General features: G+C 65.4%; 19 protein-coding genes and 2 pseudogenes. 10 read left to right on the plus strand and 11 right to left on the minus strand.

The genetic code is table 11. The features are described 5' to 3' along the window. The 3 genes and pseudogenes from IE00_RS20485 to IE00_RS19630 all read left to right on the plus strand — a co-directional run. Positions 1–199: pseudogene (locus tag IE00_RS20485) on the plus strand (DDE-type integrase/transposase/recombinase); the annotation flags it as partial. Position 200: 1 nt separating this feature from the next. Beyond that, positions 201–696 (plus strand): annotated as a pseudogene (locus tag IE00_RS00375) (integrase core domain-containing protein); the annotation flags it as partial. 322 nt (positions 697–1,018) lie between these two features. Next, entirely contained in the window at positions 1,019–2,290 is a 1,272-nt protein-coding gene (locus IE00_RS19630) for a hypothetical protein (protein WP_072295091.1), read from the plus strand. A gap of 503 nt (positions 2,291–2,793) precedes the next feature. Here the strand turns inward: IE00_RS19630 and IE00_RS00385 are convergent. The 4 genes from IE00_RS00385 to IE00_RS00400 form a co-directional block, all read right to left on the minus strand. Next, the gene (locus IE00_RS00385) at positions 2,794–4,971 is read right to left on the minus strand and encodes a TRAP transporter permease (RefSeq protein WP_072295092.1); all 2,178 of its coding nucleotides are present in this window, start codon (positions 4,969–4,971) and stop codon (positions 2,794–2,796) included. A gap of 109 nt (positions 4,972–5,080) precedes the next feature. After that, a complete protein-coding gene (locus IE00_RS00390; protein WP_072295093.1) occupies positions 5,081–6,058 on the minus strand; it encodes a TAXI family TRAP transporter solute-binding subunit in 978 nt (325 codons plus the stop codon). 189 nt (positions 6,059–6,247) lie between these two features. Beyond that, the gene (locus IE00_RS00395) at positions 6,248–7,591 is read right to left on the minus strand and encodes a sigma-54 dependent transcriptional regulator (RefSeq protein ID WP_072295094.1); all 1,344 of its coding nucleotides are present in this window, start codon (positions 7,589–7,591) and stop codon (positions 6,248–6,250) included. After that, on the minus strand, positions 7,588–9,423 hold the full coding sequence (locus IE00_RS00400) for an ATP-binding protein (protein WP_072295095.1): 1,836 nt from the start codon (positions 9,421–9,423) through the stop codon (positions 7,588–7,590). Before IE00_RS00400 ends, IE00_RS00395 begins: the two co-directional genes overlap by 4 nt. Before the next feature lie 118 nt (positions 9,424–9,541). Between IE00_RS00400 and IE00_RS00405 the strand changes: the two genes are divergently transcribed. Next, complete coding sequence (locus tag IE00_RS00405) at positions 9,542–10,174, plus strand: nucleoside/nucleotide kinase family protein (RefSeq protein ID WP_072295096.1); 633 nt, start codon at positions 9,542–9,544, stop codon at positions 10,172–10,174. A 63-nt stretch (positions 10,175–10,237) separates the two neighbouring features. On the opposite strand, the gene IE00_RS00410 is transcribed toward IE00_RS00405, so the two are convergent. Next, positions 10,238–11,269, minus strand: coding sequence for a hypothetical protein (locus IE00_RS00410; RefSeq protein ID WP_072295097.1), 1,032 nt, complete (start codon positions 11,267–11,269; stop codon positions 10,238–10,240). A gap of 132 nt (positions 11,270–11,401) precedes the next feature. Between IE00_RS00410 and IE00_RS00415 the strand changes: the two genes are divergently transcribed. The 5 genes from IE00_RS00415 to preA all read left to right on the plus strand — a co-directional run bounded on the left by IE00_RS00415 (position 11,402) and on the right by preA (position 16,524). Next, the gene (locus tag IE00_RS00415; RefSeq protein ID WP_072295098.1) at positions 11,402–11,767 is read left to right on the plus strand and encodes a PepSY domain-containing protein; all 366 of its coding nucleotides are present in this window, start codon (positions 11,402–11,404) and stop codon (positions 11,765–11,767) included. 10 nt (positions 11,768–11,777) lie between these two features. After that, entirely contained in the window at positions 11,778–12,440 is a 663-nt protein-coding gene (locus IE00_RS00420; protein ID WP_072295099.1) for a response regulator transcription factor, read from the plus strand. Beyond that, entirely contained in the window at positions 12,437–13,732 is a 1,296-nt protein-coding gene (locus IE00_RS00425) for a sensor histidine kinase (RefSeq protein WP_072295100.1), read from the plus strand. The genes IE00_RS00420 and IE00_RS00425 overlap by 4 nt, the downstream gene beginning before the upstream one ends. A gap of 97 nt (positions 13,733–13,829) precedes the next feature. Continuing rightward, positions 13,830–15,185, plus strand: coding sequence for an NAD(P)-dependent oxidoreductase (locus tag IE00_RS00430; protein ID WP_072295101.1), 1,356 nt, complete (start codon positions 13,830–13,832; stop codon positions 15,183–15,185). Between the two features lie 37 nt (positions 15,186–15,222). Then, complete coding sequence (preA, locus tag IE00_RS00435; RefSeq protein WP_072295102.1) at positions 15,223–16,524, plus strand: NAD-dependent dihydropyrimidine dehydrogenase subunit PreA; 1,302 nt, start codon at positions 15,223–15,225, stop codon at positions 16,522–16,524. Positions 16,525–16,551: 27 nt separating this feature from the next. Here the strand turns inward: preA and IE00_RS00440 are convergent, their stop codons facing one another. From IE00_RS00440 to IE00_RS00450, 3 genes are read right to left on the minus strand one after another with little or no spacing between them, the layout of a single operon-like run. Beyond that, positions 16,552–18,024, minus strand: a complete 1,473-nt coding sequence (locus IE00_RS00440) for a carboxypeptidase M32 (RefSeq protein ID WP_072295103.1) — start codon at positions 18,022–18,024, stop codon at positions 16,552–16,554. Next, a complete protein-coding gene (ctaA, locus tag IE00_RS00445; RefSeq protein WP_072295104.1) occupies positions 18,021–19,166 on the minus strand; it encodes a heme A synthase in 1,146 nt (381 codons plus the stop codon). Before ctaA ends, IE00_RS00440 begins: the two co-directional genes overlap by 4 nt. Before the next feature lie 38 nt (positions 19,167–19,204). Then, positions 19,205–19,933: an RNA methyltransferase gene (locus IE00_RS00450; RefSeq protein WP_072295105.1), complete on the minus strand. Its 729-nt coding sequence runs from the start codon at positions 19,931–19,933 to the stop codon at positions 19,205–19,207. A gap of 69 nt (positions 19,934–20,002) precedes the next feature. On the opposite strand from IE00_RS00450, the gene IE00_RS00455 reads away from it, so the two are divergent. Next, positions 20,003–20,605: a thiamine phosphate synthase gene (locus IE00_RS00455; RefSeq protein ID WP_072295106.1), complete on the plus strand. Its 603-nt coding sequence runs from the start codon at positions 20,003–20,005 to the stop codon at positions 20,603–20,605. 24 nt (positions 20,606–20,629) lie between these two features. On the opposite strand, the gene IE00_RS00460 is transcribed toward IE00_RS00455, so the two are convergent. The 3 genes from IE00_RS00460 to IE00_RS00470 form a co-directional block, all read right to left on the minus strand. Next, entirely contained in the window at positions 20,630–22,252 is a 1,623-nt protein-coding gene (locus tag IE00_RS00460) for a Na/Pi cotransporter family protein (protein WP_072295606.1), read from the minus strand. A 330-nt stretch (positions 22,253–22,582) separates the two neighbouring features. Beyond that, entirely contained in the window at positions 22,583–24,091 is a 1,509-nt protein-coding gene (locus tag IE00_RS00465; RefSeq protein WP_371328416.1) for a tripartite tricarboxylate transporter permease, read from the minus strand. Beyond that, on the minus strand, positions 24,082–24,531 hold the full coding sequence (locus IE00_RS00470; protein ID WP_072295107.1) for a tripartite tricarboxylate transporter TctB family protein: 450 nt from the start codon (positions 24,529–24,531) through the stop codon (positions 24,082–24,084). The genes IE00_RS00465 and IE00_RS00470 overlap by 10 nt, the downstream gene beginning before the upstream one ends. Positions 24,532–24,540: the final 9 nt, after the last annotated feature.

Here is a 24,540-nt window from a genome sequence, read left to right on the forward strand (position 1 = left end):
AGAAGGGTCGGCTCTGGCTGAACGACGGGTCATGCATCCGTCTGCGGCCAGAGCGTTCGAACCATGTCTGGTCCTACGACTTCGTCGAAGCCCGGACCCGCGATGGAAGGAAGTTCCGCATGCTCAATCTCATCGACGAGTTCAGCCGGGAGTGCCTGGCAATCCGGGTCGACCGGAGGCTCCGATCGACCGACGTCATNCGATGGAAGGAAGTTCCGCATGCTCAATCTCATCGACGAGTTCAGCCGGGAGTGCCTGGCAATCCGGGTCGACCGGAGGCTCCGATCGACCGACGTCATCGACGTCTTGTCCGATCTCTTCATCCTGCGCGGCGTGCCGGATCATATACGGTCCGACAATGGCCCGGAGTTCATCGCCAAGGCGGTGAGGGAATGGATCGTCGCCGTCGGCGCACAGACCGCCTACATCGAGCCGGGGTCCCCCTGGGAGAACGGTTACTGTGAGAGCTTCAACTCCAAGCTCCGCGACGAACTGCTGAACGGGGAGATATTCTACAGCCTCGCTGAGGCGAAGATTATCATCGAGAGCTGGCGCCGCCACTACAACACCAAGCGCCCGCACTCATCACTGGGGTATCGCCCGCCAGCTCCCGAGGCCATCCAGTGGCCGGCTTCGCCATCCGGAGCCGCTTCGCCGGCCACCCCAGCTGTAGCGACAAGACACGTAATGCACTAAGATTGAAACCGGACCACCCGATAGGGGCAGGCCAAGAGCCGCAACTCCTCGCTAAAGAGCATCGCCAGTGGGCGATTGACGGGTTGCCGCCTGCCGTCACTACAACAGCACGTTCATCGACACGTTCATCGGCACGAACTACCCCAACCACCAGCTCCAACCGTAGGACTTCGTAGCCGAAGGGTTCGAGACTGCACGAAGACCGAAGCTAACAATTCATGAAGCCGCTTTGTACTTAACAGCCTACAATTCCTGTCGTTATACTCGAAGGTGGCGACAGTGGCTCTTGAAAACTCTTAAGCCCCCGCGCAAAAGGAATAGTATGAGTGGAATTGAAGATCTGGACGAAATGATTTTGAAATGCAGAGACCAAAAAGCTCGTGACTACATTAGCGAAGCTGTTGGGAACTACAGAGCAGGATCATACAGATCAGCCATTGTTGCGACATGGATCGCCGTCTGCTTCGACCTAATTGGAAAGCTCCGCGAACTTTCTCTAGCCGGTGATAGCGAAGCCGAGCGGCGCACACGCGATCTTGATGAAATCAACAGAACAGGAGAACTGCTACGCGGTTTAAAGTTTGAAAAAGACATAATCGAAATAGCTTTCAAAATGGAGATGATTTCATCAGTAGAAAAAGTAGATCTACTTCGGCTTCAGCATGATAGGAACAGGTGCGCACATCCATCGCTCAATTCGGAGGGCGAAAAGTATTCACCGCCTGCTGAGCTAGCCAGGCTTCACATTCATTCTGCCGTAAATCACCTTCTGATGCATGAACCTGCGCAAGGGAAGTTTGCGCTTGACCGTCTCTATGCGCAGATAAGGTCGGATTATTTTCCTACAGGTTACGATGAAACTCTTAAAATTTTACAGCATGGTCCCTTAAAGAAAGCGCGTCCGTCCCTACCGAGAAATCTGGCCACGGTCCTGTTGAAGGAGATGTTTAAGGAGCGAACAGATTATCTCCACAAAATAAAGACAATAAATTGCCTCAACGCAATCCATGCGATGCACTTTGAGGAGTTTACGAATGCCATGCACAGTCATTTATCGAAGCAAATAGAAAACATCCTAGACTCTGATCTGCACCATGCGTTCCATCCAATTTGTAAAGTTCAGAACTCGTGGCACGCCCTTGACTTCGCCCAGCGCGATAGACTGTGTCGATATGTCAAGAACCTCCCGCCGATTCACGTTGACGACCTGAACGAACTACTAGCCTTTTCTCCCTTGAAAGAAGCAGCCGCCACCCGGCTAGCAAGGATGAGCTTAGACGAGCTAGATAAAGCTTACTTTATTTGGCTACGCACGGAAGTTATGGATAGGTTGATCGAATTGTCTCTATATTCAAAAGATATCGAATCAGCAAATAAATCAATTCGTAATATATTAATTTACCAAAGTGACCTTACGGAATCGCAAATAGTTCGCTTATTAACTGCTATAAATGAGAATCAATTTCTCGTTGCCAGCGGTGAACTTGATAACCTCATCAAGTGCTTCAGGGATTCCAGCGCTATATCATTTACGCGTCTAGAAGCCACTCTGAGCGAAGTTGGGCTCGAACGTTATCTCGAAATTCCTTTCTAGGCCGAAATTTAGTGGGCATTAGAGAGACATCCTATACCTTGCCGCTAAGACGCTCTAAACATTGCAACCAAATTAGCATCCCGTTCGCAAGCACTTCATTGCACCTCCGAAGTTCCCTCTGCGTAAAACCTTGAAGGAGACGTACTCCTTGTCCACGGCGGGGCCTATGAGCGCCACCTCAATCTCCGTTGGCTGCCCAGCGCATCTGGCATTGATGATGAACCAGCGGCCCGCCGGACGTACTGCTCAGGAAGCAAGTCGAGCCTAGTGGCTGACACGGAGGTGGTATACAAAGCTTGACTTGAAAGAAAAATAATCCAATAAAAACAGATAAATGAAACCGAAATTACCGAGTTTAATCCTCTCTCACAGCACCAGTTTTCCCCACAAAACTGATCTGACCCAAGCTGCGGATTTCCGCGGCTTTTTTTGTTTCTGACATGATGAAAGGCGGGCCGGTTTCCCGGCCCGCCTTTCATCATGTCAAACGTTATCCGATCCGGTCAGTCCACGCGGCCCTTGGCCAGGGCGGATGGCGTCACCATCTTGCGCTGCCACAGGAACAGCGCGACCGCGACGGCCAGTCCGGCCACGTCGCTGACCCATCCGACGGCGATCATCGACAGAGCCGCCCCGATCAGCACGATCCGCATCCATCCGGCGGCATGGCCGAAGAAATAGCCGATGACCCCCGCCGACAGCAGGAACATCCCCAGAAGCGCGGTCATGGTGGCGTGGACGATGTCCAGCGTCTCGCCCTGCATCAAGAGCTCGTGCGACCCGAAGAACATGAAGGGGACGATGAAGGCGGCAAGGCCCAGCTTGAACGCCTCGACCGAGGTCTTCATCGGGTCCGACCCCGCAAGCCCCGCCCCCGCATAGGCGGCCAGCGCGACGGGCGGCGTGATGGCCGACATGACGGCATAGTAGAAGACGAAGAAATGCGCGACCAGCACCGGCACGCCCAGCTGGATCAGGCCCGGCGCCACGACCGCAGCCGCCACCGCATAGGCCGCCGTCGTGGGCATGCCCATCCCCAGGATGATCGAGATGCACATCGCAAAGAACATCGCCAGCAGCTGGTTCTGATCCGCGATCGTCAGCAGCAGCGCCGAAAAGCGCGCCCCCACCCCGGTCAGCGCGATGACGCCAACGATCACACCAGCGGCGGCACAGACGGCCACCATCTGGATCGACATCTTGGCGCCCATGTCCAGCGCCTTGAAGATCTGGCGGGGACCCATCTTGTGGGGCGTCAGCCAACTGACCATCGCGGCCGCGGCCATGCCCATCGCGCCCGCCCGGATCACCGAATAGCCCGCAAACAAGGTATAGATCAGGATGATGATCGGCAAAAACAGGTAAACCTGCTTGATCAGGTCACCGAAACGCGGCAGTTCCGACCGCGGCAGGCCCTTCATGTCCAGCTTGAGCGCCTGAAGATCGACCATGAAATAGACCGACACGAAATAGAGCAGCGCAGGGATGATCGCGGCGATGACGATGTCGGTATAGGGAATGCCCGTGACCTCGGCCATGATGAAGGCGCCCGCGCCCATGATCGGCGGCAGGATCTGCCCGCCCGAGGATGCCGTCGCCTCGATCGCGGCCGAGGATTTGGGGGAATAGCCGACCTTCTTCATCAGCGGGATGGTCAGCGATCCGGTCGACACGACGTTGCCCGCCGAGGTGCCGTTGATCATGCCCATCAGGCCCGATGCAAAAACGGCGACCTTGGCCGGACCGCCGCGTGCCTGGCCCGCGCAGGCAAAGGCGAAGTTCACGAAATAATCGCCCACGCGCGATGCCTGCAGGAAGGCCGCGAAGACGATGAACAGGATGATATAGGTCGAACTGACCGCGATCGGGTCGCCCAGCACGCCCTGGTCGGTAAAGATATAGGTGAAGAACCGCGTCGCGGTATAGCCGCGATGGTTCAGGAAACCGGGCAGCCAGGGCCCCAGGAAGCTGTAGGCGATGAAGACGCCGACGATGGCCACCAGCGCCAGCCCCGTCAGGCGGCGCGTCAGTTCCAGGATCAGCATCACGCCCGTGACGGCCGCCCACAGATCGCCCGGCTGCGCCATGCCCGTGCCCGCCCGCATCCGCAGGGCGCCGACGACGAACAGGATATAGCCCAGGACCGCGACCGAGGCGAAGCACAGCAGCAGGTCGCCCGCATAGATGCGCGCCCGATCGCGCGACGAAAAGCGCCAGCCCGCGACGATGGCGGCGACCGTGCCGATCGCCAGCGGTAGGCCATAGGTGGCGAAACCGAATGCCGGGGGACGGGCGACGCCGGCCACCCACCATGCCAGCCAGGCATAGGCGATGATGACAAAGCCGTATCCGATGCCCATGGCACCGACGCCAAGCAACGCCAGTTCGACCGGGCCACGCTTGGCGGTGGGCGCGGTTTCGTCGGTCTGCGTCAGGGCGGAATAGGTCAGAAAGCCGATGACCAGGCCGCCGCAGACATGGATCATGCGATAGGCCCATGTCTCGAGCGGATAGACGACCATGACGGCCAGGTGAAAGACGGTATAGGCGGCGCAGAGAACGGCGATGATCAGGCCCGCACGGGCGCGGGCGTCGCGTTGGTTGGGGGCCATCGGTTCATCATCGACGCCTTGCGCGATGACGGGGCCGTTCTGCGCCATATGGGCATCAGGTGCGGACATGGGGAACCTCGGGTCCGGCGGACGGCGAGATCAAGCCCCGCGGCCGGTCCGGAATGGGGGAAATGGAAAGGTGCCCCGACGCCACCTGCGGGCGTCGGGGCGGCGGGCATCAGCCGCGCAGGTCGTCGGGGATCTCGATCCCCTTTTCGTCGAAATACTTCACGGCGCCGGGGTGGAACGGCAGGAAGGTGTTCTTGTCGGCATTTTCCGGCAGCGTCTCGGCCGAGGTGGCGTGGATCTGCATCATCGCCGCGTTGTCCTCCATCACCAGCTTGGTGATTTCATAGGCCAGGCTCTCGGGCATGTCGGCATGGGCGATGGCAAAGTTCCACATCGCGACGGTGCCGTGACCTTCGGGGAAGCCCTGGTACATGCCGCCATCGACCTCGAAAGCGGCGACTTCGGGCATCGCCTCCAGGATCTTGCCGCGCTGTTCATCGGTGAAGCCGAAGATGTTGACCTCGTTTTCCGCGGCGATCTGGGCAAAGGCGGAGATCGGAACGCCCGCGGCAAAGGCGAAGGCGTCGATCAGGCCGTCCTTGACCTGGCCCGTCGCGTCATTCGCGCCCGAGAAGCTGATGGTGGGTTCCACGCCCAGCACCTCGAAGAAGCGCGGCCAATAGGTCGCCGCGGTGCCGCCTGCGGGGCCGACCGAAACGCGCTTGCCATCCATGTCCGCGACATCGGCCACGCCCGAGGATTTCAGCGCCACCGCCTCGAACGGGGTCTGGTACATCGGGAACAGTGCGCGCATCGACGAATGCTCGACGCCCGGCGCCAGTTCGCTGTTGCCCGACCAGGCCTCGTATGCGGGGCCCATGGTGACCAGGCCGACCTGGTGGTCGCCGGTTTCCACCAGCGTCGCGTTCTGGACCGGACCGCCCGTCACCTCGGCCGAGGCGTTGACGCCCAGCTTCTGGGTGATCATGCCGGCCAGACCGGTGCCATAGATGAAATAAGTGCCGCCCTGGCTGGCCGTGCCGATCGTCAGGCTGGAGGGCCAGTCGGCACGGTCCTCTTGCGCGAAGGCGGGCTGCAGGGTCAGGGCAGTGGTGGCCGCAAGGGCGGCAGCTGTCAGGAAACGCATCGAAATCCTCCCAGATTCTTGGCGAATGGCCGGATGACCGGCCCATAAGACGTGCGAACAGCTAACGGGCGCCATGCCCTTCGCGCAATGCCGCCATGCATCCGGCGCGGGATAAAACACCGCATCCGGGGGCGCGATGGGTGGAAACGGTAACATCACGCCCGCGCGATGGGTGGATTTCCCCCCACGTCACGCATCGCCATCGACATAATGGGTCTTGTCGATCCGGTATTTCTGCATTTTTTCGTACAGCGATTTGCGCGACAGCCCCAAGGATTCATAGACCGGCTTCAGCCGCCCCCCATGCGCCGCCAGCGTCGCCACGATCACGTCGCGTTCGAACATCGCGACCCGGTGGGCCAGCCGCATCTGGTCGGGGCTGCGATCCTCGGCGGGTTGCAGGGCAATGCCAAGCGCGTGCCGGTCGGCGGCGTTGCGCAATTCGCGGACATTGCCGGGCCAGGGACGCTCGACGATCTCGGCCAGCAGGTTCGGGGGGACGGCCACGGCGGGGCGGCGGTGGCGGGCGGCGGCTTCCTGCACCAGCTTGATGAACAGCAGCTGGATATCCTCGCGCCGTGCCGACAGGGGCGGCACGTTCAGCGTCACCACGTTCAGGCGATAAAGCAGGTCGGCGCGAAAGCGGCCCCGCGCGACCTCGTCGGCCAGGGGCTGGCGCGACGTCGCGATGAAGCGCACGTCCAGCACCCGGTCCTCGTTGGCACCAAGGGGAGAGATCACGCGATCCTGCACCACCCGCAGCAGCTTGCCCTGCACGTCCAAGGGCATCGACCCGATCTCGTCCAGCAGGATGGTGCCGCCGCGGGCATGTTCGAACTTGCCGTATCGCGGGCGCAACGCGCCGGGAAAGGCGCCCGCCTCATGGCCGAACAGCTCGCTCTCGATCAGCGAGGCCGGCAGCGAGGCACAGTCGATGGCGATGAAGGGCTTGCCCGCGCGGGGCGACAGGTCATGCAAGGCGCGGGCGACGACCTCCTTGCCGGTGCCGGTCTCGCCCTCGATCAGCACGTCGGCCTCGGTCGGACCGATGGTGCGCAACCGGCGGCGCAGGTCGATCATCACGTTCGACCGCCCCACCAGCCGCGTTTCCAGGTCGTCCACCTGCCCCGCCGCCGCCCGCAACACGCGGTTTTCCAGCACCACCCGGCGATAGCCCATGGCGCGGGCGGCAATTTCCGCCAGCTGCTGACCGTCAAAGGGCTTTTCGACAAAGTCATAGGCCCCTTCCCGCATCGCCCTGACCGCCAACTGGATGTCGCCATGCCCCGTCACCAAAATCACGGGGATGTCGGCATCAATGTCGCGGATGCGGCGCATCAGCGTCATGCCGTCCATGCCCGGCATGCGGATGTCGGTGATGACCACCCCGGCGAACCCGAAACCCACCCGGTCCAGCGCGGATTGGGCATCGGCCACGTCCTCGACCTGGAACCCCTCCAGGTCCAGGGCCTGGGCGGTGGACAGGCGCATCTCGGCCTCGTCGTCGATCAGCAGAATGCGACCCGCGCTCATGGCTCCTCCTGTTCCAGGGCGGGCAGGTCGATCACGAAACAGGCCCCCTGCCCGTCACGCACCAGCCGCAATTCACCCCCAAAATCCTTGATGATGTTGAACGAGATCGACAACCCCAGGCCCAGCCCGCTGCCGACGCCCTTGGTGGAAAAGAACGGGTCGAAGACGCGGTCGTCCAGCCCTTCGGGAACACCGGGGCCGTTGTCGCGGACGGTGACGCTGACCCGCCCTTCGCCCGCGCGCGCCGTGATGTCGATGCGCGCATCGGGCCGGTCGTCCAGCGCGTCCAGCGCATTCGACAGCAGGTTCACGATCACCTGTTGGAACCGCACCGGCCCCGCCATGACGCAAAGCGGCTGCGGCGGCAGGTCCAGGTTCAGCGCCACCTGCCGCTTGCCGATGCGCCAGGCGATCACCTCCAACGCGTCGCGCATGACATCGTGCAGATCCACGGGGCGCAGCTGGGCGTTGGGCTTGCGGGCGAAATTGCGCAGGGTGCGGCCGATTTCCGTCATGCGGTCGGTCAGGGACAGGATGCGGGCCAGGTTGGCGCGCGTGTCCTGGGGCCGGTCGCGGTCCAGATAGGTCACGGCATTGGCGGCGAAATTGCGCACTGCCCCCAAGGGCTGGTTCAGTTCATGCGACAGGGCCGCCGACATCTGCCCAAGGGCTGCCAGCTTGGCCGATTGCACCAGGTGGCGTTGGGTGCGGCGCAGCTCATCCTCGGTGGCGCGCCGTTCGGTGATCTCGGCGCTCAGGCGGTCGTTCAGCTGGGCCAATTCGCGGGTGCGGGCCTTGACGCGCCCTTCCAGTTGCGCCTGCGCCTCGGCCTGGATCGACAGGCGTTCGCGCAGGCGGGCGCGGCGCTGCACCCAGGCGATCACCCCCGCCAGCACCGCCCCCACGATCAACAACGCCGCCACGGCCCCCTGCAGTGCCTGCCTGCGGGCGGGGGCCGTGTCCAGCAGGACCTGCACCGTCCAGCCCGCCTCGGGCATGGTTTCCGACACGGACACGAATTCGCGCCGGTCATCGCCCGCCTCCAGCCGCAGCATCTGGTGCCCGCTGACCCGGCCGGTCCGGGCCAGTGGCAGCATGTCCAGCGGCTCGTCGTCATAGCGCCGGGTAGCGGCGATCCGCGCGCGGGCCTGCGCCCCCAACGCCCCCAGCGACCGGAACTGCCAGTCGCGTCGGCTGGCCAGAAAGACGATGCCTTCGCTGTCGGTCACGATCATCTCGTATTCGGCGGCGCGCCAGCTGTCCTCGATGGCATCGACATCGACCTTCAGCGCCAGCACGCCCAGGATGCGCCCGCGGTCGCGCACCGGCGCCGCAAAGTAATAGCCGCGCTTGCCCGATGTCGTGCCAAGCGCAAAGAACTGACCGCGCCCGCCCGCCAGCGCCTGCGTGAAATAGGGGCGATAGGCGAAACTCTGGCCGACGAAACTCAGGTCGCGGTCGAAATTGCTGGCCGCCACCGTCATGCCCTGCGCGTCCATGACATAGGCATCCGACAGCCCCATCAGCCGCGTGACATGGCGCAGATAGAGGTTCGCCGCCGCAACCTCGGCGGGGGCGGCATCGGGATGCAGGGCGTTCGACAGGACCGGCGCGCGCGCCAGCAGGTCGGGCAGGCGTTCGTGGCGGGCCAGTTCGCCGCGCAGGCCAGACACCGCCAGCCTCAGGATGTTCTCGCCCTGCGGGATGGTGGCCTTGATGTGCTGACCGGCCAGCCAGCTGCCGCCCTGCACCAGCAACGCCCAGGCCAGGATCAGCGCCAGCCCCAGCGCCGCAAGCCTGCGCCGCCCCAGCCGAGTTGCGGCCTGCCCCATGATCCCCCCCCTTGCATGCGCGGGCCATCTTTGTGCGGCGGGCGGGCGGGGGCAAGCCCCGGTCTTGTCACAGGGGGCGGCGCGTGGAACATTTGAAGGCCAAGAACAAGGCCGCGCCATGACCCAGACCATCACCCTGCCCGACCTGCTGGACCGACTTGCCGTACTGGCCCGGTCCGACCGACGCCAGCTTGTGGCACTGGTCGGGCCTCCGGGGGCGGGCAAAAGCCATGTCTCGGATGCCTTGGCGGCAGGTTTGGCCGAACAGGCGCCGGGGCGGGCCGCGATCCTGACGATGGACGGGTATCACCTGGATGACGGGCTGTTGGCGGCGCGGGGCGACCTGGCGCGCAAGGGGGCGCCCCATACCTTCGATCTGGACGGATTTTCGGTCATGCTGGACAGGCTGGCGGCCGATGACGGGCGGCCGGTGCTGGTGCCGGTCTTCGACCGCGCCCTTGAAATCTCGCGCGCGGGGGCGCGTCAGATCGACGCCGCAGCCCGGCTGATCGTGGTCGAGGGCAACTATCTGCTGCTGGATCGTCCGGGCTGGCGCGATCTGTCGCGGCATTTCGTGCTGACGGTCTTTCTGCAGGTCCCCCATCAGATCCTGCGCGACCGCCTGCTGGCCCGCTGGAAGGACCTGCCGCCCGAGGTGGCCCTGACCAAGGTCGAGGCGAACGACCTGCCGAACATGCGGCTTGTCTGCGCCGAAAGCCGTCCGGCCGATCTGGTCCTGGACAACACCTGAAGGCAGGCCGTCGACAAAGGGCCGCCCCCGCCGGGGACGGCCCATGGCCACGGGTATCGGCGATCAGCGCGCGGTTTCGCGCATGACCTCGCCCTCGGGGCTCAGCTGCAGCATGACCTCCTCGCCGTCGGGATTGGTGGCCGAAACGGCGGCACCCGGACCCTTGCGGCGGAATTTGCCAAGATCGGTATAGCCGGCCTCGGTCAGGCTGGTCGTGACGGCATCCATATCCATCGGGGCTTCGTCGCCCTTCATCATGCCGCGATCGTCGTGACGGGGGCCGCGGGCGTGGTCGCCGTGCTTGCCCTCATGCTTGCCGCCATGCTTTTCGCCATGCTTTTCGGGGCCGCCATGTTCGCCGGGACCGCCATGCCCACCGCGGCCCATGCGGTCGCCATGCATCCGGTGATCGCCGCGGTCATCGTCCCCCCGGCCAAAGCGCAGCAGGTTGCCGTCCATGTCGAACTGCGCGCGCAGATCCTCGCCATCTGCATCCTCGCCGCCGATCATCACGCGGTCGCTGTCCGACATGACGTGATCGATGACGGCGAACTGGGCGGCGATGTCGGAATCACGCACGGTCTGCGGCAGCAGCGTCGCGACGATGTCCTGCGGGACGGCGGTGTCGTCGGTGGCGATGCCGGTCAGCTTGCCCGTCAGGTCGAACATCAGATGCAGTTCTTCGCCGTCCTTGTCTTCGCCCTTCAGGCCCAGCATGTCGCCGCGGCTGTGCAGATCCTCGATCCGGGTCAGCAGGTCGAAGGCTTCGGCATTGCGGATCTCGGCGGGGACGGCAGCGTCCAGCACGGTGGCGGGAACGACCCCGTCATCGGCTTCGAACATCATCAGCGTGCCATCGCGGTCGAACAGCGCCTCGATCTCGGTGCCGTCGGCCATCTCGCCCTCATAGCGCGTCCGGCCGTCGCGGCCCATGTCGGTTTCCAGGTCCTGCAGGTCCAGGCCCTGCAGCAGGTCGGGCATCTGTTCGGCGGCCGGCGTGTCCTGTGCCTGGGCTGCGGACACCATGGTCAGCATGGGCGCGCCTGCGACCAGTGCGATCAGCGCGGCCGAGGATGCGAGTTTGCTCAGCGTCATGTCAGTCTCCTATCGTCTTCTTGCGACCGGCTGTTCCGGCCTTGGACGAATCACGTCTAGCAGGGGGTTGCCGAATGAAACGCCAACGCGCCATTTGGTTTCCATTTCTCTTTCCACCGTCATAATCCCCCGATGATCCGTGCCCTGACCCTTGTGATTCTGACCCTGTTGCCGGCGACGGCCCTGCCCCGGCCCGGGGTCGCGGATGACATGCATCCGCTTTGGGCATCCCCGCCGAAGGCCGACTTCCGACCCCTTCCCCCCCGGCAGGTGGTGCGGGTGGTGACAGGGCGCTATGTCGGGCGACCGATCGCCGTCGAACTGGTCCCGCCCTTCCCCCATGAACAGGACCGGGGCATAGAGCTGGTCTATCAGGTGCGCCTGCTGACCGAGGCGCGCGACCTGCTGGACATCCGGCTGGATGCCCGCCACGGGCGCTTTCTGGACGTGGCGGGCCACGGTCAATTGCAGGCAAGGCGCCCTGCCGCGAAACGATGAGGACGACCCCATGCGCGCTTTGATCGTCGAGGATGATCCGACGCTGGCCGAACAGCTGTCCCAGGCGATGATCGCCGCGGGCTTTGTCACCGACATGGCGCATGACGGCGAACAGGGTGAATTCCTGGGCGCGACCGAAACCTATGACGTGGCCATCCTGGATCTGGGCCTGCCCACCCTGTCGGGGATCGACGTCCTGACGCGCTGGCGCGACCAGGGGGTGGCGATGCCGGTCCTGATCCTGACCGCGCGCGGCGACTGGACCGACAAGGTGGCAGGCTTTCGCGCCGGTGCCGACGACTATGCCGTCAAACCCTTCCGCCTCGAGGAGGTCGTGCTGCGCGCGCAGGCCCTGATCCGTCGCGCGGCGGGCCATGCGCGGCCCATCATCCAGGCGGGCAAGCTGCGGCTGGACAGCCAGCTGGGCGTCATCACCCATGACGGATCGCCCCTGAAGCTGACCGCCTTCGAGGCGCGCATCCTGACCTATCTGATCCACCACCACGACCGCATCGTCAGCCGCACCGAACTCTCGGATCATCTCTACGAGGCCGAGACCGACCGCGATTTCAAATCCATCGAGGTGGTCATCGGCCGCCTGCGCCGAAAGGTCGGCGACGGCATCATCCAGACCCGGCGGGGCGAAGGCTATGTCCTGCGGACCGCTGCATGATGCAGTCGATCCGGGGACGCCTGCTGGCGCTGGCGGCGGCATGGCTGGGCGTGGCGCTGTTGGGGGCGTTCCTGCTGATATCGTCGCTGTTGCATGATTTCGTCACTGACCGCTTCGATGCCGAGGCCGCCGCCATCGCCGACAGCCTGATCGGAGAGCTGGAGGTCGAGGATGGACGCGTCGGCCTGGACGATACCCCCGTGGATGCGCGCTTCCGGCTGCCGCTCTCGGGCTGGTACTGGCAGGTCGAGGCGGGCGATGCGCTGGTCGAGCGGTCGGATTCGCTGCTGGACGGCCGGCTGTCGGGGCCTGCGGGCGACTTCACCGGGGGTGCGGGGCGCGACGCCGACGGCGCGGGCCTGCGCATCCTGCGCCGACAGGTGACGATCCCCGACAGCGACGCGCCCATCGCCATCACCGTCACCGCGCCGATGGCGCAGATCCGCGACAGCCTGCGTCACATCATCCGTCCCCTGGCCGCCGCGCTGGCAGTTCTGGGGCTGGGGCTGGCGGCGGCCAGCCTGATCCAGGTGACGGCGGGGCTGAAAAGCCTGGCGCGCCTGCGCGTCGATCTGGCCCGCGTGCGGGCAGGCGACGCGCCGCGCCTGGCCATGCCCGACGTCACCGAACTGCGCCCCTTGGCGTCCGAGATCAACGCCGCCTTGGACCAGAACGCCGTCCTGCTGTCCCGGTCCCGACAGCATCTGGGCAACCTGGCCCATTCGCTGAAGACGCCTCTGGCGGCGCTGTCGAACGACCTGCCTGCGGATCATGCGGGCCAGGCGCTGATCGCGCGGATGGACCGGCTGATCGGCTGGCACCTGCGCCGCGCGCGTCAGCAGGGCGGCCGCGTTCTGGGCCAGCAGACGCCCATCGCGCCGGTGATCGAGGACATCCTGCTGGTCCTGCGCTGGCCGATGCTGGACAAGGGCATCACCGCCCGCATCGACTGCCCGCCCGACGCCACCTTTCCCGCCGAACGGCAGGACCTGGAGGAGATGATCGGCAATCTGTGCGAAAACGCCGTCAAATGGGGGCGCAGCCGGATGCGGATCAGCGTCGTGATGGGCCCCATCCTGCGCCTGACGATCGCAGATGACGGCCCTGGCCTCGCCCCCGACCAGGCGCCCAAGGCGCTGGCGCGCGGCGGTCGGCTGGACGAACAGGGGCCGTCGGGCGCGGGGCTGGGGCTGGCCATCGTCGCCGATCTGGCGACGCTGCATGGGGGCGAACTGCGTCTGGAACGGTCGGAACTGGGCGGGCTTGCCGCCATCGTGGACCTGCCTGCCTGAAATATTTGCAAAGCCTGTGCGGCATAATTTTACCATTTGATAAAAAATCGGACCTGTGCCAGCCTGATTTGACCAACAGGTGAGCCAGGAGACGAAAATGTCCCAAGCAAGACTGTCGCCCGGTGTCGTACCGGGTCGACTGACCCCCGAACAGATGGCCGCGAATTTCGTCGATGTCGCGCCCCCCTTGGACCGGCACGAGGCGCATGTCGCCGCCGATCGATGCTATTTCTGCCATGACGCGCCCTGCATCACGGCCTGCCCGACCTTGATCGACATTCCGCTGTTCATCCGGCAGATCGCGACGGGCACGCCCGATGCCGCCGCCATGACCATCTTTCACGCCAACATCCTTGGCGGCATGTGCGCCCGCGTCTGTCCCACGGAAAACCTGTGCGAAGGCGCCTGCGTCCGGGAAACCGCCGAAGGCAAGCCCGTCCAGATCGGCGCGCTGCAGCGCTATGCCACCGATGGGCTGATGGCGCAGGAAAATCACCCCTTCACCCGCGCCGACGCCACCGGCAAGCGTGTCGCCGTGGTGGGTGCCGGACCCGCGGGCCTGTCGGCCGCGCATCGCCTGGCCGCCAAGGGCCATGACGTCACCATCTTCGAGGCCCGCCCCAAGCCCGGGGGGCTCAACGAATACGGCATCGCCAGCTACAAGGCCGTGGACGGCTTCGCCCAGGCCGAGGTCGACTGGCTGCTGGGCATCGGCGGCATCACCATCATGAACGACCACGCGCTTGGCCGACAGATCACGCTGGAAACCCTGCAGGCCGATTATGACGCGGTTTTTCTGGGCATGGGCCTGGGCGGCGTCAACGCCCTGCGCGCCACGGGCGAGGATCGCCAGCATGTCACCGACGCGGTCAGCTTCATCCGCGACCTGCGGCAGGCCAGCGATCTGGCCACCCTGCCTGTCGGGCGCGACGTGGTGGTGATCGGCGGCGGCATGACCGCGGTCGATGCGGCTGTTCAGGCAAAGCTGCTGGGGGCGGAAAACGTCACCATCGTCTATCGCCGCGGCCAGGACCGCATGGGCGCCAGCCGCCACGAACAGGACCACGCCACCGCATCCGGCGTGCGCCTGATCTGCAACGCCGCCCCCCTTGCCATCCACGGCAACGGCGCCGTCGCCGAGATCGAGTTCTGCTATACCGCCAGCGGCCCGGACGGGCTGACCCTGACCGAGGACCGCTTCCGCCTGAAGGCCGACCAAGTCTTTCGCGCCATCGGCCAGACCCTGGACGGCACGCCCGAGACGATCATGCTGGAGGGCGGCAAGATCGCCGTCACCGGCCCCGGTCGCACCAGCATCGGCGGTGTCTGGGCGGGCGGCGACTGCACGGCGGGTGGCGATGATCTGACGGTGACCGCCGTGGCCCAGGGCCGCGACGCCGCCGAAGACATCGACGCCCACCTGACCGGTCGCCCCGTCAGCATCCCGGGCTGAGGCCCTTCCCATTCGCGCATGAAAAAGGACGCTGAACATGGCAGATCTGCGCAGCAACTTCATCGGGATCAAATCCCCGAACCCGTTCTGGCTGGCCTCGGCGCCGCCGACCGACAAGGAATACAACGTCCGCCGCGCCTTCCAGGCAGGCTGGGGCGGCGTCGTGTGGAAGACGTTGGGGTCCGAAGGCCCGCCCGTCGTCAACGTCAACGGCCCACGATACGGCGTGATCCACGGCGCCGACCGCCGTGTTCTGGGCATCAACAACATCGAGCTGATCACCGATCGCCCGCTGGAGGTGAACCTGCGCGAGATCAAGTCGGTCAAGCGCGACTATCCCGACCGCGCGCTGATCATCAGCCTGATGGTGCCCTGCGACGAGGACAGCTGGCGCGACATCCTGACCCGGATCGAGGATACCGGCGCCGACGGGGTCGAGCTGAACTTCGGCTGTCCGCACGGCATGGCCGAACGCGGCATGGGCGCCGCCGTGGGCCAGGTGCCCGAATATATCGAAATGGTCACGCGGTGGGTGAAAAAGCACAGCCGCATGCCCTGCATCGTCAAGCTGACCCCGAACATCACCGACGTGACCAAGCCCGCCGAGGCCGCGAAACGCGGTGGCGCGGATGCGGTCAGCCTGATCAACACGATCAACTCGATCACCTCGGTCGATCTGGACCTGTTCGCGCCCCAGCCCACCATCGACGGCAAGGGCAGCCATGGCGGCTATTGCGGCCCGGCGGTGAAACCCATCGCGCTGAACATGGTGGCCGAGATCGCGCGCAACCCCGCCACCGCCGGCATTCCCATCAGCGGCATCGGCGGCGTCACCACCTGGCGCGACGCGGCGGAATTCATGGCGCTTGGGGCGGGCAACGTGCAGGTCTGCACGGCGGCGATGACCTATGGCTTCAAGGTCGTGCAGGAGATGATCAGCGGGCTGCACGATTATCTGGACAGCCATGACATGGAAATGTCGGACCTGATCGGGCGGGCGACGCCCAATGTCACCGACTGGCAGCACCTGAACCTGAACTATGTCACCAAGGCGGTGATCGACCAGGACGCCTGCATCAGCTGCGGCCGCTGCTATGCCGCCTGCGAGGATACCAGCCACCAGGCCATCGCCATGAAACCCGGTCGCGTCTTCGAGGTGATCGAGGAGGAATGCGTCGCCTGCAACCTGTGCGTCGATGTCTGCCCCGTCGAGGATTGCATCACCATGCGCGAACTGGACATCGGAGAGATGGACAAACGCACCGGCATCCCGCGCGGCGAATACGCCAACTGGACCACGCATCCGAACAACCCGATGGCAGCACGGGCCGCGGAATAAGAAAGGGGGGCAGATCGCCCCCCTTTTTCACAAGCCGTAGATGCCCTGGAACTTGTCTTCCAGATAGCTCAGCAGCGGTTCGGGGCTGATCGGCTGGCGCGCGGCCTCCTCGATCAGCTGCGCGGGCGGCAGCAGGCCGCCATGACGCTGGACGTTCTCGCGCAGCCATTCGGTGCCTTGCGAGGCGTCGCCCTGCGACAGGCCCGCATCCAGATCGGGCACGTCCTGCCGCATCGCCTGGTTCAGGCAGCCCGCATAGACATTGCCCAAGGCATAGGTCGGGAAATAGCCGAACAGGCCCACCGCCCAATGGACATCCTGCAGGACACCATTGGCAGGCCGGTCCACCGCCACGCCGAAATCGCGCAGGAAGCGGCTGTTCCACGCCTCGACCAGGTCCTCGGTGTCCAGCCGTCCCGAGATCAAGTCGCGTTCCAGGTCAAAGCGCAGCATGACGTGCAGGTTGTACTGGACCTCGTCGGCTTCGGTGCGGATGAAACCTGGGGTGACGCGGTTCACGGTGGCATGGAAGGCATCCGCATCGGCGATGTTCAGCCCGTCAAAGGCATGCGACATCCGGTCGAACAGCCAGCCGGTGAAGGCCCTGCCCCGCCCCATCTGGTTTTCATAGATGCGGCTTTGGCTTTCGTGTACGCCCATCGACACGCCGCGCCCCAGGGGCGTGAAGGCGTAATCGGGGTCGATCCCCTGTTCATAGCTGGAATGCCCGACCTCGTGGATCGTGGAATAGAGGCAGTTGAACGGGTCCGTTTCCACGACGCGCGTGGTGATGCGGCTGTCTTGCCAGCGGCCGCTGCTGAAGGGATGGACCGCCAGATCCATCCGCCCCCGCGACCAGTCATAGCCGAAGGCGCTGGCACAGCTGCGCGCCAGCCGCATCTGAGTTTCTTGGGGGAAATGTCCCGCCAGCGCCTGCGGCTGGCGTTCGGCCCCCAGCACGTCGTCGCGCAAGGCGACAAGGCGCGGGCGCATCTGGTCGAACAGGCTGGCCAGGCGGGCGCCGGTCATGCCGGGTTCGTAATCCTCCAGCAGGGCATCATAGAGATCACCGCCATCGGCCAGCGCGGCGGCTTCCTCGCGCTTCAGCATCAGGACCTGGTCCAGCGTCGGCAGGAAATCGGCGGGGGCGTCCTTGGCCCGTGCCTCGGCCCAGATGCCCTGCGCCAGGGATGTCAGCCGCGCCAGTTCGGATGCCAGCCGCGCCGGAATGCGGTTGGTGCGCGCGTAATCGCGGGCGATCAGGTCGATGGCGCGCTGGTCGGACGGGGTCACGGGTTCGGCCGCGTCCAGCCATTCGCCGATGCGCGGATCGGTGCGGCGTTCGTGCAGCACCTCCTCCATGGCGCCCATCTCCTCGGCGCGCTGTTCGGTGGCGCCGCGGGGCATCACGGTTTCCTGGTCCCAGCCCAGTCGTTCCGCGACCGAGGACAGCGCCTCGGTCTGGCGCTGGAAGGCAATCAGATCGTCAAGCGCGCTCATCGCAGGGTCCCCCTGATGGATGTTTCAATCGGATAGCGGGCGTGGTGACGCGCCCGAAGGATCAGCGAGAACAGCACCACCGCCCCGACCTGATGCGACAGCGCCAGGTCCAGCGGCGAGGCATGGATGACGTTCATGATGCCCAGGGCCACCTGCGCGGCCACCGCCACGATCATCACGGTAAAGGCGCCGCGCGTGACCTTGTGGGGCGATTTGCGCGACCGCATCCAGACGACGACCGCGAAGATGGCGACCAGATAGCCGGTCATGCGGTGGATGAACTGCACCAGCGCGGGGTTCTCGAAGAAGTTGCGCCACCCCAGCGTGCCGTCCCAGATGGCCGAGGGGATCCATTCCCCGCCCATGGTCGGCCAGCCGGTATAGGTGCGGCCCGCATCGATCCCCGCGACCAGCGCCCCGATCAGGATCTGCAGGAAGGTCAGGTGCAGCAGGCCCGTGGACATGCCGAACAGCTTGGCCTCGCCCGCGCGGCGGGCGCGGATCAGCTCGGCCTCGGATCGTGACAGTTGCAGGGCATACCACGCGATCAGGCCCAGGATGACGAAGGCGATGCCCAGATGGGTGGCCAGGCGATAGGAGGCCACGCGGGTCATCCCCTCGACCAGGCCGGAACTGACCATCCACCAGCCGATGGCACCCTGCAGACCGCCAAGCGCACCGACCGCCAGCAGGCGCGATTTCCAGCCCGCGGGGATGCGGCCCGTCGCCCAGAAGAACAGGAAGCCCACGGCCCAGACCAGCCCGATCAGGCGGCCCAGCAGGCGGTGCGACCATTCCCACAGATAGATGTACTGGAACTCGCTCAGCGACATGCCGGCGTTGACTTCGGTATATTGGGGGATCTGCTTGTAGGCCTCGAACTCGGACTGCCAATCGGCATGGTTCAGGGGCGGAAGGGTGCCGGTGACGGGCGCCCATTCGGTGATCGAGAGGCCGGAACCGGTCAGGCGGGTCGCGCCGCCCAGCGCGATCATGGCCAGGACCATCGCGAACAGCACCATCAGCCACAGCCGGATGGCGCGGCGCGCGCCCTTGGGACGGGCATCGATCATGCCGGTGGTCTGGACGGGACGGCGGGCGGTCGGTTCCGAGACTTCCTGGAAGACGGGGCGCTTGGCCATCGCTTGCTCCTTTGCGTCGGGCAGAGGTTAGGGGGCGCCTATCGGCGGGTCAATTGGCGCAGCACGCCGTGCAGCATCCGCACGTCGCCACGCGTCAGGTTCAGCCGCGACCACATGTTGCGCATGTTCAGGCGCATGGATGCGGCCTTGGTTTCGGGAAAGAAGAACCCGGCCTCGGACAGCTGTTCGTCATAATGGTCGCCCAGACGCTCGATCTCGATCCGGTCGGCCATGTCCTGTGCGTCGCTGCGCCGCAGGTGGGGATGGGGTTCGGGCGGCAGGATGTCGCGCCCGTATTCATAGCCCATCAGCAGCACCGCCTGCGCCAGGTTCAGCGACGGGAATTCCGGGTTGACCGGCACCGTCACGATGGCGTTCGCCCGGGCGATGTCGTCGTTTTCCAGACCCGTGCGCTCGGGGCCAAAAATGATGGCGCTGCGGCCCGGATGGCTGCGCGCCTGTTCCATCGCGGTGGCGGGCGTGTGGACGGGCTTGGTCAGTTCGCGCCCGCGCGCGGTGGTGGCATAGGCGTAATCGATGCCCTCCATCGCCTGCGCCAGCGTCGGATAGACCTTGGCCTGGTCCAGCACCCGCGCCGCTGCCCCCGAGGCCATCGCGACGGCCTTGGGATTGGGCCAACCGTCGCGCGGTTCGACCAGGCGCATCTCGGTAAAGCCGAAATTCAGCATGGCACGCGCGGCTGCGCCGATATTTTCACCCATTTGCGGGCGAACCAGAATAATGACGGGATGACGTTCGATTTGCATGGTCAGGCAGATAGTCCGTCTGGCGGCGCGCGGCAAGCTGCGCTATCTGCGACACAAAGGAGACACGCCATGACCGATGCCTCGCAACTGTATCTGATGACCCCTGCCGGCGCGCAGGCCCATGCCCTTGGCCCCATGCTGGCCGAGGTGATGGACCGTTTCGCGCCCTCCTGCCTGCGCATCCGCAGCGGCGGAGAGGAGGACGAGCTGGGCCGCCTTGCCGACATGGCGCGCGAGATCGCCCATGCCCGCGACGTGGCCGTGGTGATCGACGACCATGTCAAGCTGGCCCTGCGCCACGGGCTGGACGGGGTGCACCTGAACGACGGGGCGCGCAGCGTGCGCTATGCCCGCAAGGAACTGGGCGATGATGCCATCGTCGGCGCCTTCTGCGGCGCCTCGCGCCACGAGGGCATGAACGCCGCCGAAGCCGGGGCCGATTACGTGTCCTTCGGTCCGGTGGGCGATTCCGCGCTCTACAAGAACGAGGTCGTGGACCTGGAATTGTTCCAGTGGTGGTCCGAGATGATCGAGGTTCCCGTCGTGGCCGAAGGCGCCATCACCCGCGACCTGATCGCGCAGCTGTCGCCCATCAGCGACTTCATCGCGCTTGGCCCGGAAATCTGGACCCAGGACGACCCCATCGCGGCGCTGTCGCAGATCTGGGCCTGAGCCCGCCCGACCGGAACGGGGCTGCTAGCTGCCGCGCAGGCGGCTTTCGAACAGCAGCCCTTCCTCGTCCAGGATCGGATGCGCGACCGAGATGAAATGTGCGTTGATGCGCTTGAGGTCGCGCAGGATGTCCAGATGGACCGATGACGTCTCGCGCGTTTCCTCGACCCCCTCGCGCAGGCGGATCAGGTGGCGCTGCGAGGATTGGCGCTCCAGGTTCCTGATCTCGACCTTCAGCTCCATCAGGCGGCGCGCCAGTTCGCTGTCGCGCGTCATGAAGACGGTCTGGGCCAGCCGCAGCACCTCGAAGGTCTGCAGGAACATGGTGTCCAGTTCCTTGTAGCCCTCGTCGGAAAAACGCAGTTGCAGGCCGATCTTCTTGCGGACCTGCACGGCCAGCCCGCGGTCGATGATGTCGCCCACATGTTCCAGGTTGATGACGTAATCCAGGATGTTGATCGTGTGCCGGCGTTCGGCCTCGGTCGCGCCCCGCCCCAGACGCGACAGATAGGTCTTGACCTGCTGCTGTCGCAGATCGACGCGCTGTTCCAGCGCCACCACCTCCTCCAGCGGGGCGTCATCGCTCTTGCGAAAGGCGACGCGGGTCTGATCCAGCATCCGTTCGATGACGTCGCCGATGTCCAGCGCCTGGCGGCTGGCCCCGGCCAAGGCCATCTGCGGGGTTTCCAGCGCGGTCTCCTCCAGCCATTGGGGCGCGTCGTCGCCCTGCTGTTCCTGGTCGGGCAGCAGGCGGCGCAGGGACCGTGTCAGGGGGCGTGCCAGGGGCCAGACCAGCGCCGCCAGCAGCAGGTTGAACCCCAGATGCGCCATGACCGCCAGCCCGGCATAGGGCATGTCCATCAGCGCCTGCCCCGCCAGACCCGCGAATGGCAAGGCCAGCAACGCCCCGCCCGCCCGGACCGCCAGGTTGCCCACCGTCAGGCGCCGCGTGGCGGCCTTGGACTGCAGCGTGGCCAGCACGGGCGGAATGGCCCCGCCGATATTGGCCCCCAGCACCATCACCACCGCCAGCCCCGGCGGCAGGTCCAGCGACAGGACCAGCAGGACGGCGGCCAGCGATGACGAACACATCAGCGCCAATCCGGTCGCGAACAGCAATGCGACGGGCCAGGCCTGGTCCAGCAGAACGATGAAACCGGCCATCGCGGGGGCCGCGCGCAAAGGCTGCGTGGCCGCGCCCAGAAGCGACAGCGAGACCAGCATCAACGCGATCCCGATCAGCGCCCTGCCCGTCCCCGCCCATGTGGCATTGTCGCGCCGCGACATCACATAGCCCAGAAGCAGCAGGAAGGGGCTGATCGCCTCGATCCCCGCCGACACGATCAGCGCCGTCAGCGCCGTCCCGACATTCGCCCCCAAAAGGACGATCTGGGCCATGCGTCCACGGATCATGCCGCGATCGACGAAGGATGCGGTCAGCAAGGCGGTGGCGGTCGAACTTTGCAACCCAAGCGTCGCCACCAGCCCCGACAGAAAAGCCCGCCCCCCGGTCCGCGTCCCCAGCCCGATCGCCGTCTTGAGACGCAGGCCGAATGCCTTGGTGGCGCCATCGCGCACCAGGCCAAGGCCGAACAGCAACAGCGCCACCGCGCCGCCGATCTGGATGAATGCCAGCAAAGAAGCCACTGCGGAACCTTCCCGCCCCGCCGACATCCCGCGTCATCCGGAGCATTTCGGAAAAGCTTGCCGGTTTGCCCGCGCAGGTCAAGCCAAACCACGCCTTCCGCCCAAGGGACGCCGCGATCGCCGTCCTTTTTGGCCAGCCGGCCTGAGCAGGCAGGCGGCCCGATTTCCCCGATGCTGACAAGGCCAAAGCGCAGGGGAGTGCATAAAAGGCCGCAGGATCGGTCGGAATGGTGCCCCATAGACGCTTTGTCGCGGGCGCAGGCTCACCTCAGGGCAGACGGCAAAGGGATCAGCGCTTTTGGTCTGGGGCCGGGTCCAGCCATCGCTGCTCTAGCTCGCCCGCTTCTCCCGAAGTCCATGTTTGTGATGTTTCACGACGCCATATATCAGAAGCGCCACCGTTGCGATCCCGAAGCCGCAGGCGATCGGGCGCTCCAAGAAAATCATCGGATCGCCGCGCGAGATCAGCAAGGCGCGCCGCAGGTTCGTCTCGATCAGCGGGCCCAGCACGAAGCCGAGGAGCAGCAGTGCCGGACTGAAGGCGGCCTGGGTCAGCGCATAGCCGATGACGCCGATCCCGGCCACCATGACGATGTCGAAGGTCGAACCACGCACCGAGTAGACCCCAAGGCAGACGAAGATGATGATCGCGGGGTAAAGCCAGCGAAACGGGATGCGCAGCATCGCCACCCAGATCCCGATCAACGGCAGGTTCAGGACCAGCAGGAACAGGTTGCCGATCCCGAAGCTGATGACCAGGCCCCAGAACATGTCCGGGTGGGCCTCCAGCATCATCGGGCCGGGTTGGATGCCGTGGATCACCAACGCGCCCAGCATCAGCGCCATGATCGGATCGCCCGGGATGCCCAGGGTCAGCGTCGGGACGAAGGCGGTGATCGAGGCCGAATTGTTGGCGGCCTCGGGGCCGGCGACCCCTTCGATGGCGCCCTTGCCAAAGCGTTCGGGCTGGCGGGCGACTCGCCGTTCCAAGGCATAGCTGAGGAAGGAGGAGATGGTCGATCCGGTGCCCGGCAGCGCGCCAAAGAAGCCGCCAAGCGCGGTGCCGCGGGCGATGGGCGCCACCAGCCGGCGCAGATCGTCCCGCGTGGGCACCAGTTCCTGCAGGCTGACGCGGGCGGGCGGGCCGTCATGTTCGGCCTTGCGGATGTTGCCGATGATCTCGGCCAAGCCGAAAAGGCCCATCGCCAGCGCGACCAAGTTGATGCCGTCCAAAAGCTGGACCTGTCCGAAGGTGAAGCGTTGGGCGCCCGAATTCACGTCCGTGCCGACGCATCCCAGGATCACGCCCAGCACCACCATCGCCAGGCTCTTGGACAGCCGCCCCTCGCCGATCGTCGATGCCGCAACCAGGCCCAGCACCATCATCGCCGCGTAATCGGCCGCCCCGAAGCTGGTCGCCAGTTGGCTAAGCCCGCCCGCCAACAGCACCAGGATCACGATCCCCAGCATCGATCCCGCGAAGGACGAGATCATGGCCGTGAAAAGCGCGACGCCTGCCCGGCCCTGCTGGGCCATCGGATAGCCGTCCAGCGTGGTCACCGCCGATTGCGGCGTGCCCGGCAGGCGCAGCAGGATCGACGCGACCGCCCCGCCATATTGCGCCCCGTAATAGACCGCGGCCAACATGACCAGCGCCGCCTCGGACGAGATGTAATAGGTGATCGGCAGCAGCAGCGTGATCGCCGCCATCGCGCCGATGCCGGGCAGAACGCCGACCAGCGTGCCCAGAACCGCGCCCAGAAGGCTGTAGATCAACACCCCCGGCTGCAGCGCAACCGCCAGCCCGTGGACCAGGCCCTCCATCGTCGTCATCGCCATGCCCCCGGCCAGACAGGCAGCGACATGTTCAGCCCCTGCACGAAGACCAGCCAGACCAGCGCCGTCACCAAGACCGTCAGCGCCAGCCGCCAGCCAAGGCCCCGCCGCGGGGCGACGGCACTGGCGATCAGCACCGTCAGCGCCGTCGTCAGAAGGACGCCCAACCCGTCCAGCGCCAGGCCAAAGACCAGCAGCGCCGTGACGACGGCGATGGTCTCGGGCCAGGCGAAGGGGCGGCGTTGGCCGGGCCGGCCCATCGCCGGGATGGCGATCAGGGCGCCCAGCCCCGCAAGCAGCAGCCCAAGCGTCACCGGAAAGAAGCCCGGTCCCATTCGCCGCAGACTGCCCATGTCATAGCTGACCCAGGCATAGCCTGCGACGGCCAGCCCGGTCAGGGCCAGGATCACGCCCCAGCCAAGGTCATAGAGGTCGCGGCGCATCGGCGTTCG

This window comes from Paracoccus sp. SM22M-07, assembly GCF_001887735.1.
In the GTDB taxonomy this organism is placed as follows: domain Bacteria; phylum Pseudomonadota; class Alphaproteobacteria; order Rhodobacterales; family Rhodobacteraceae; genus Paracoccus.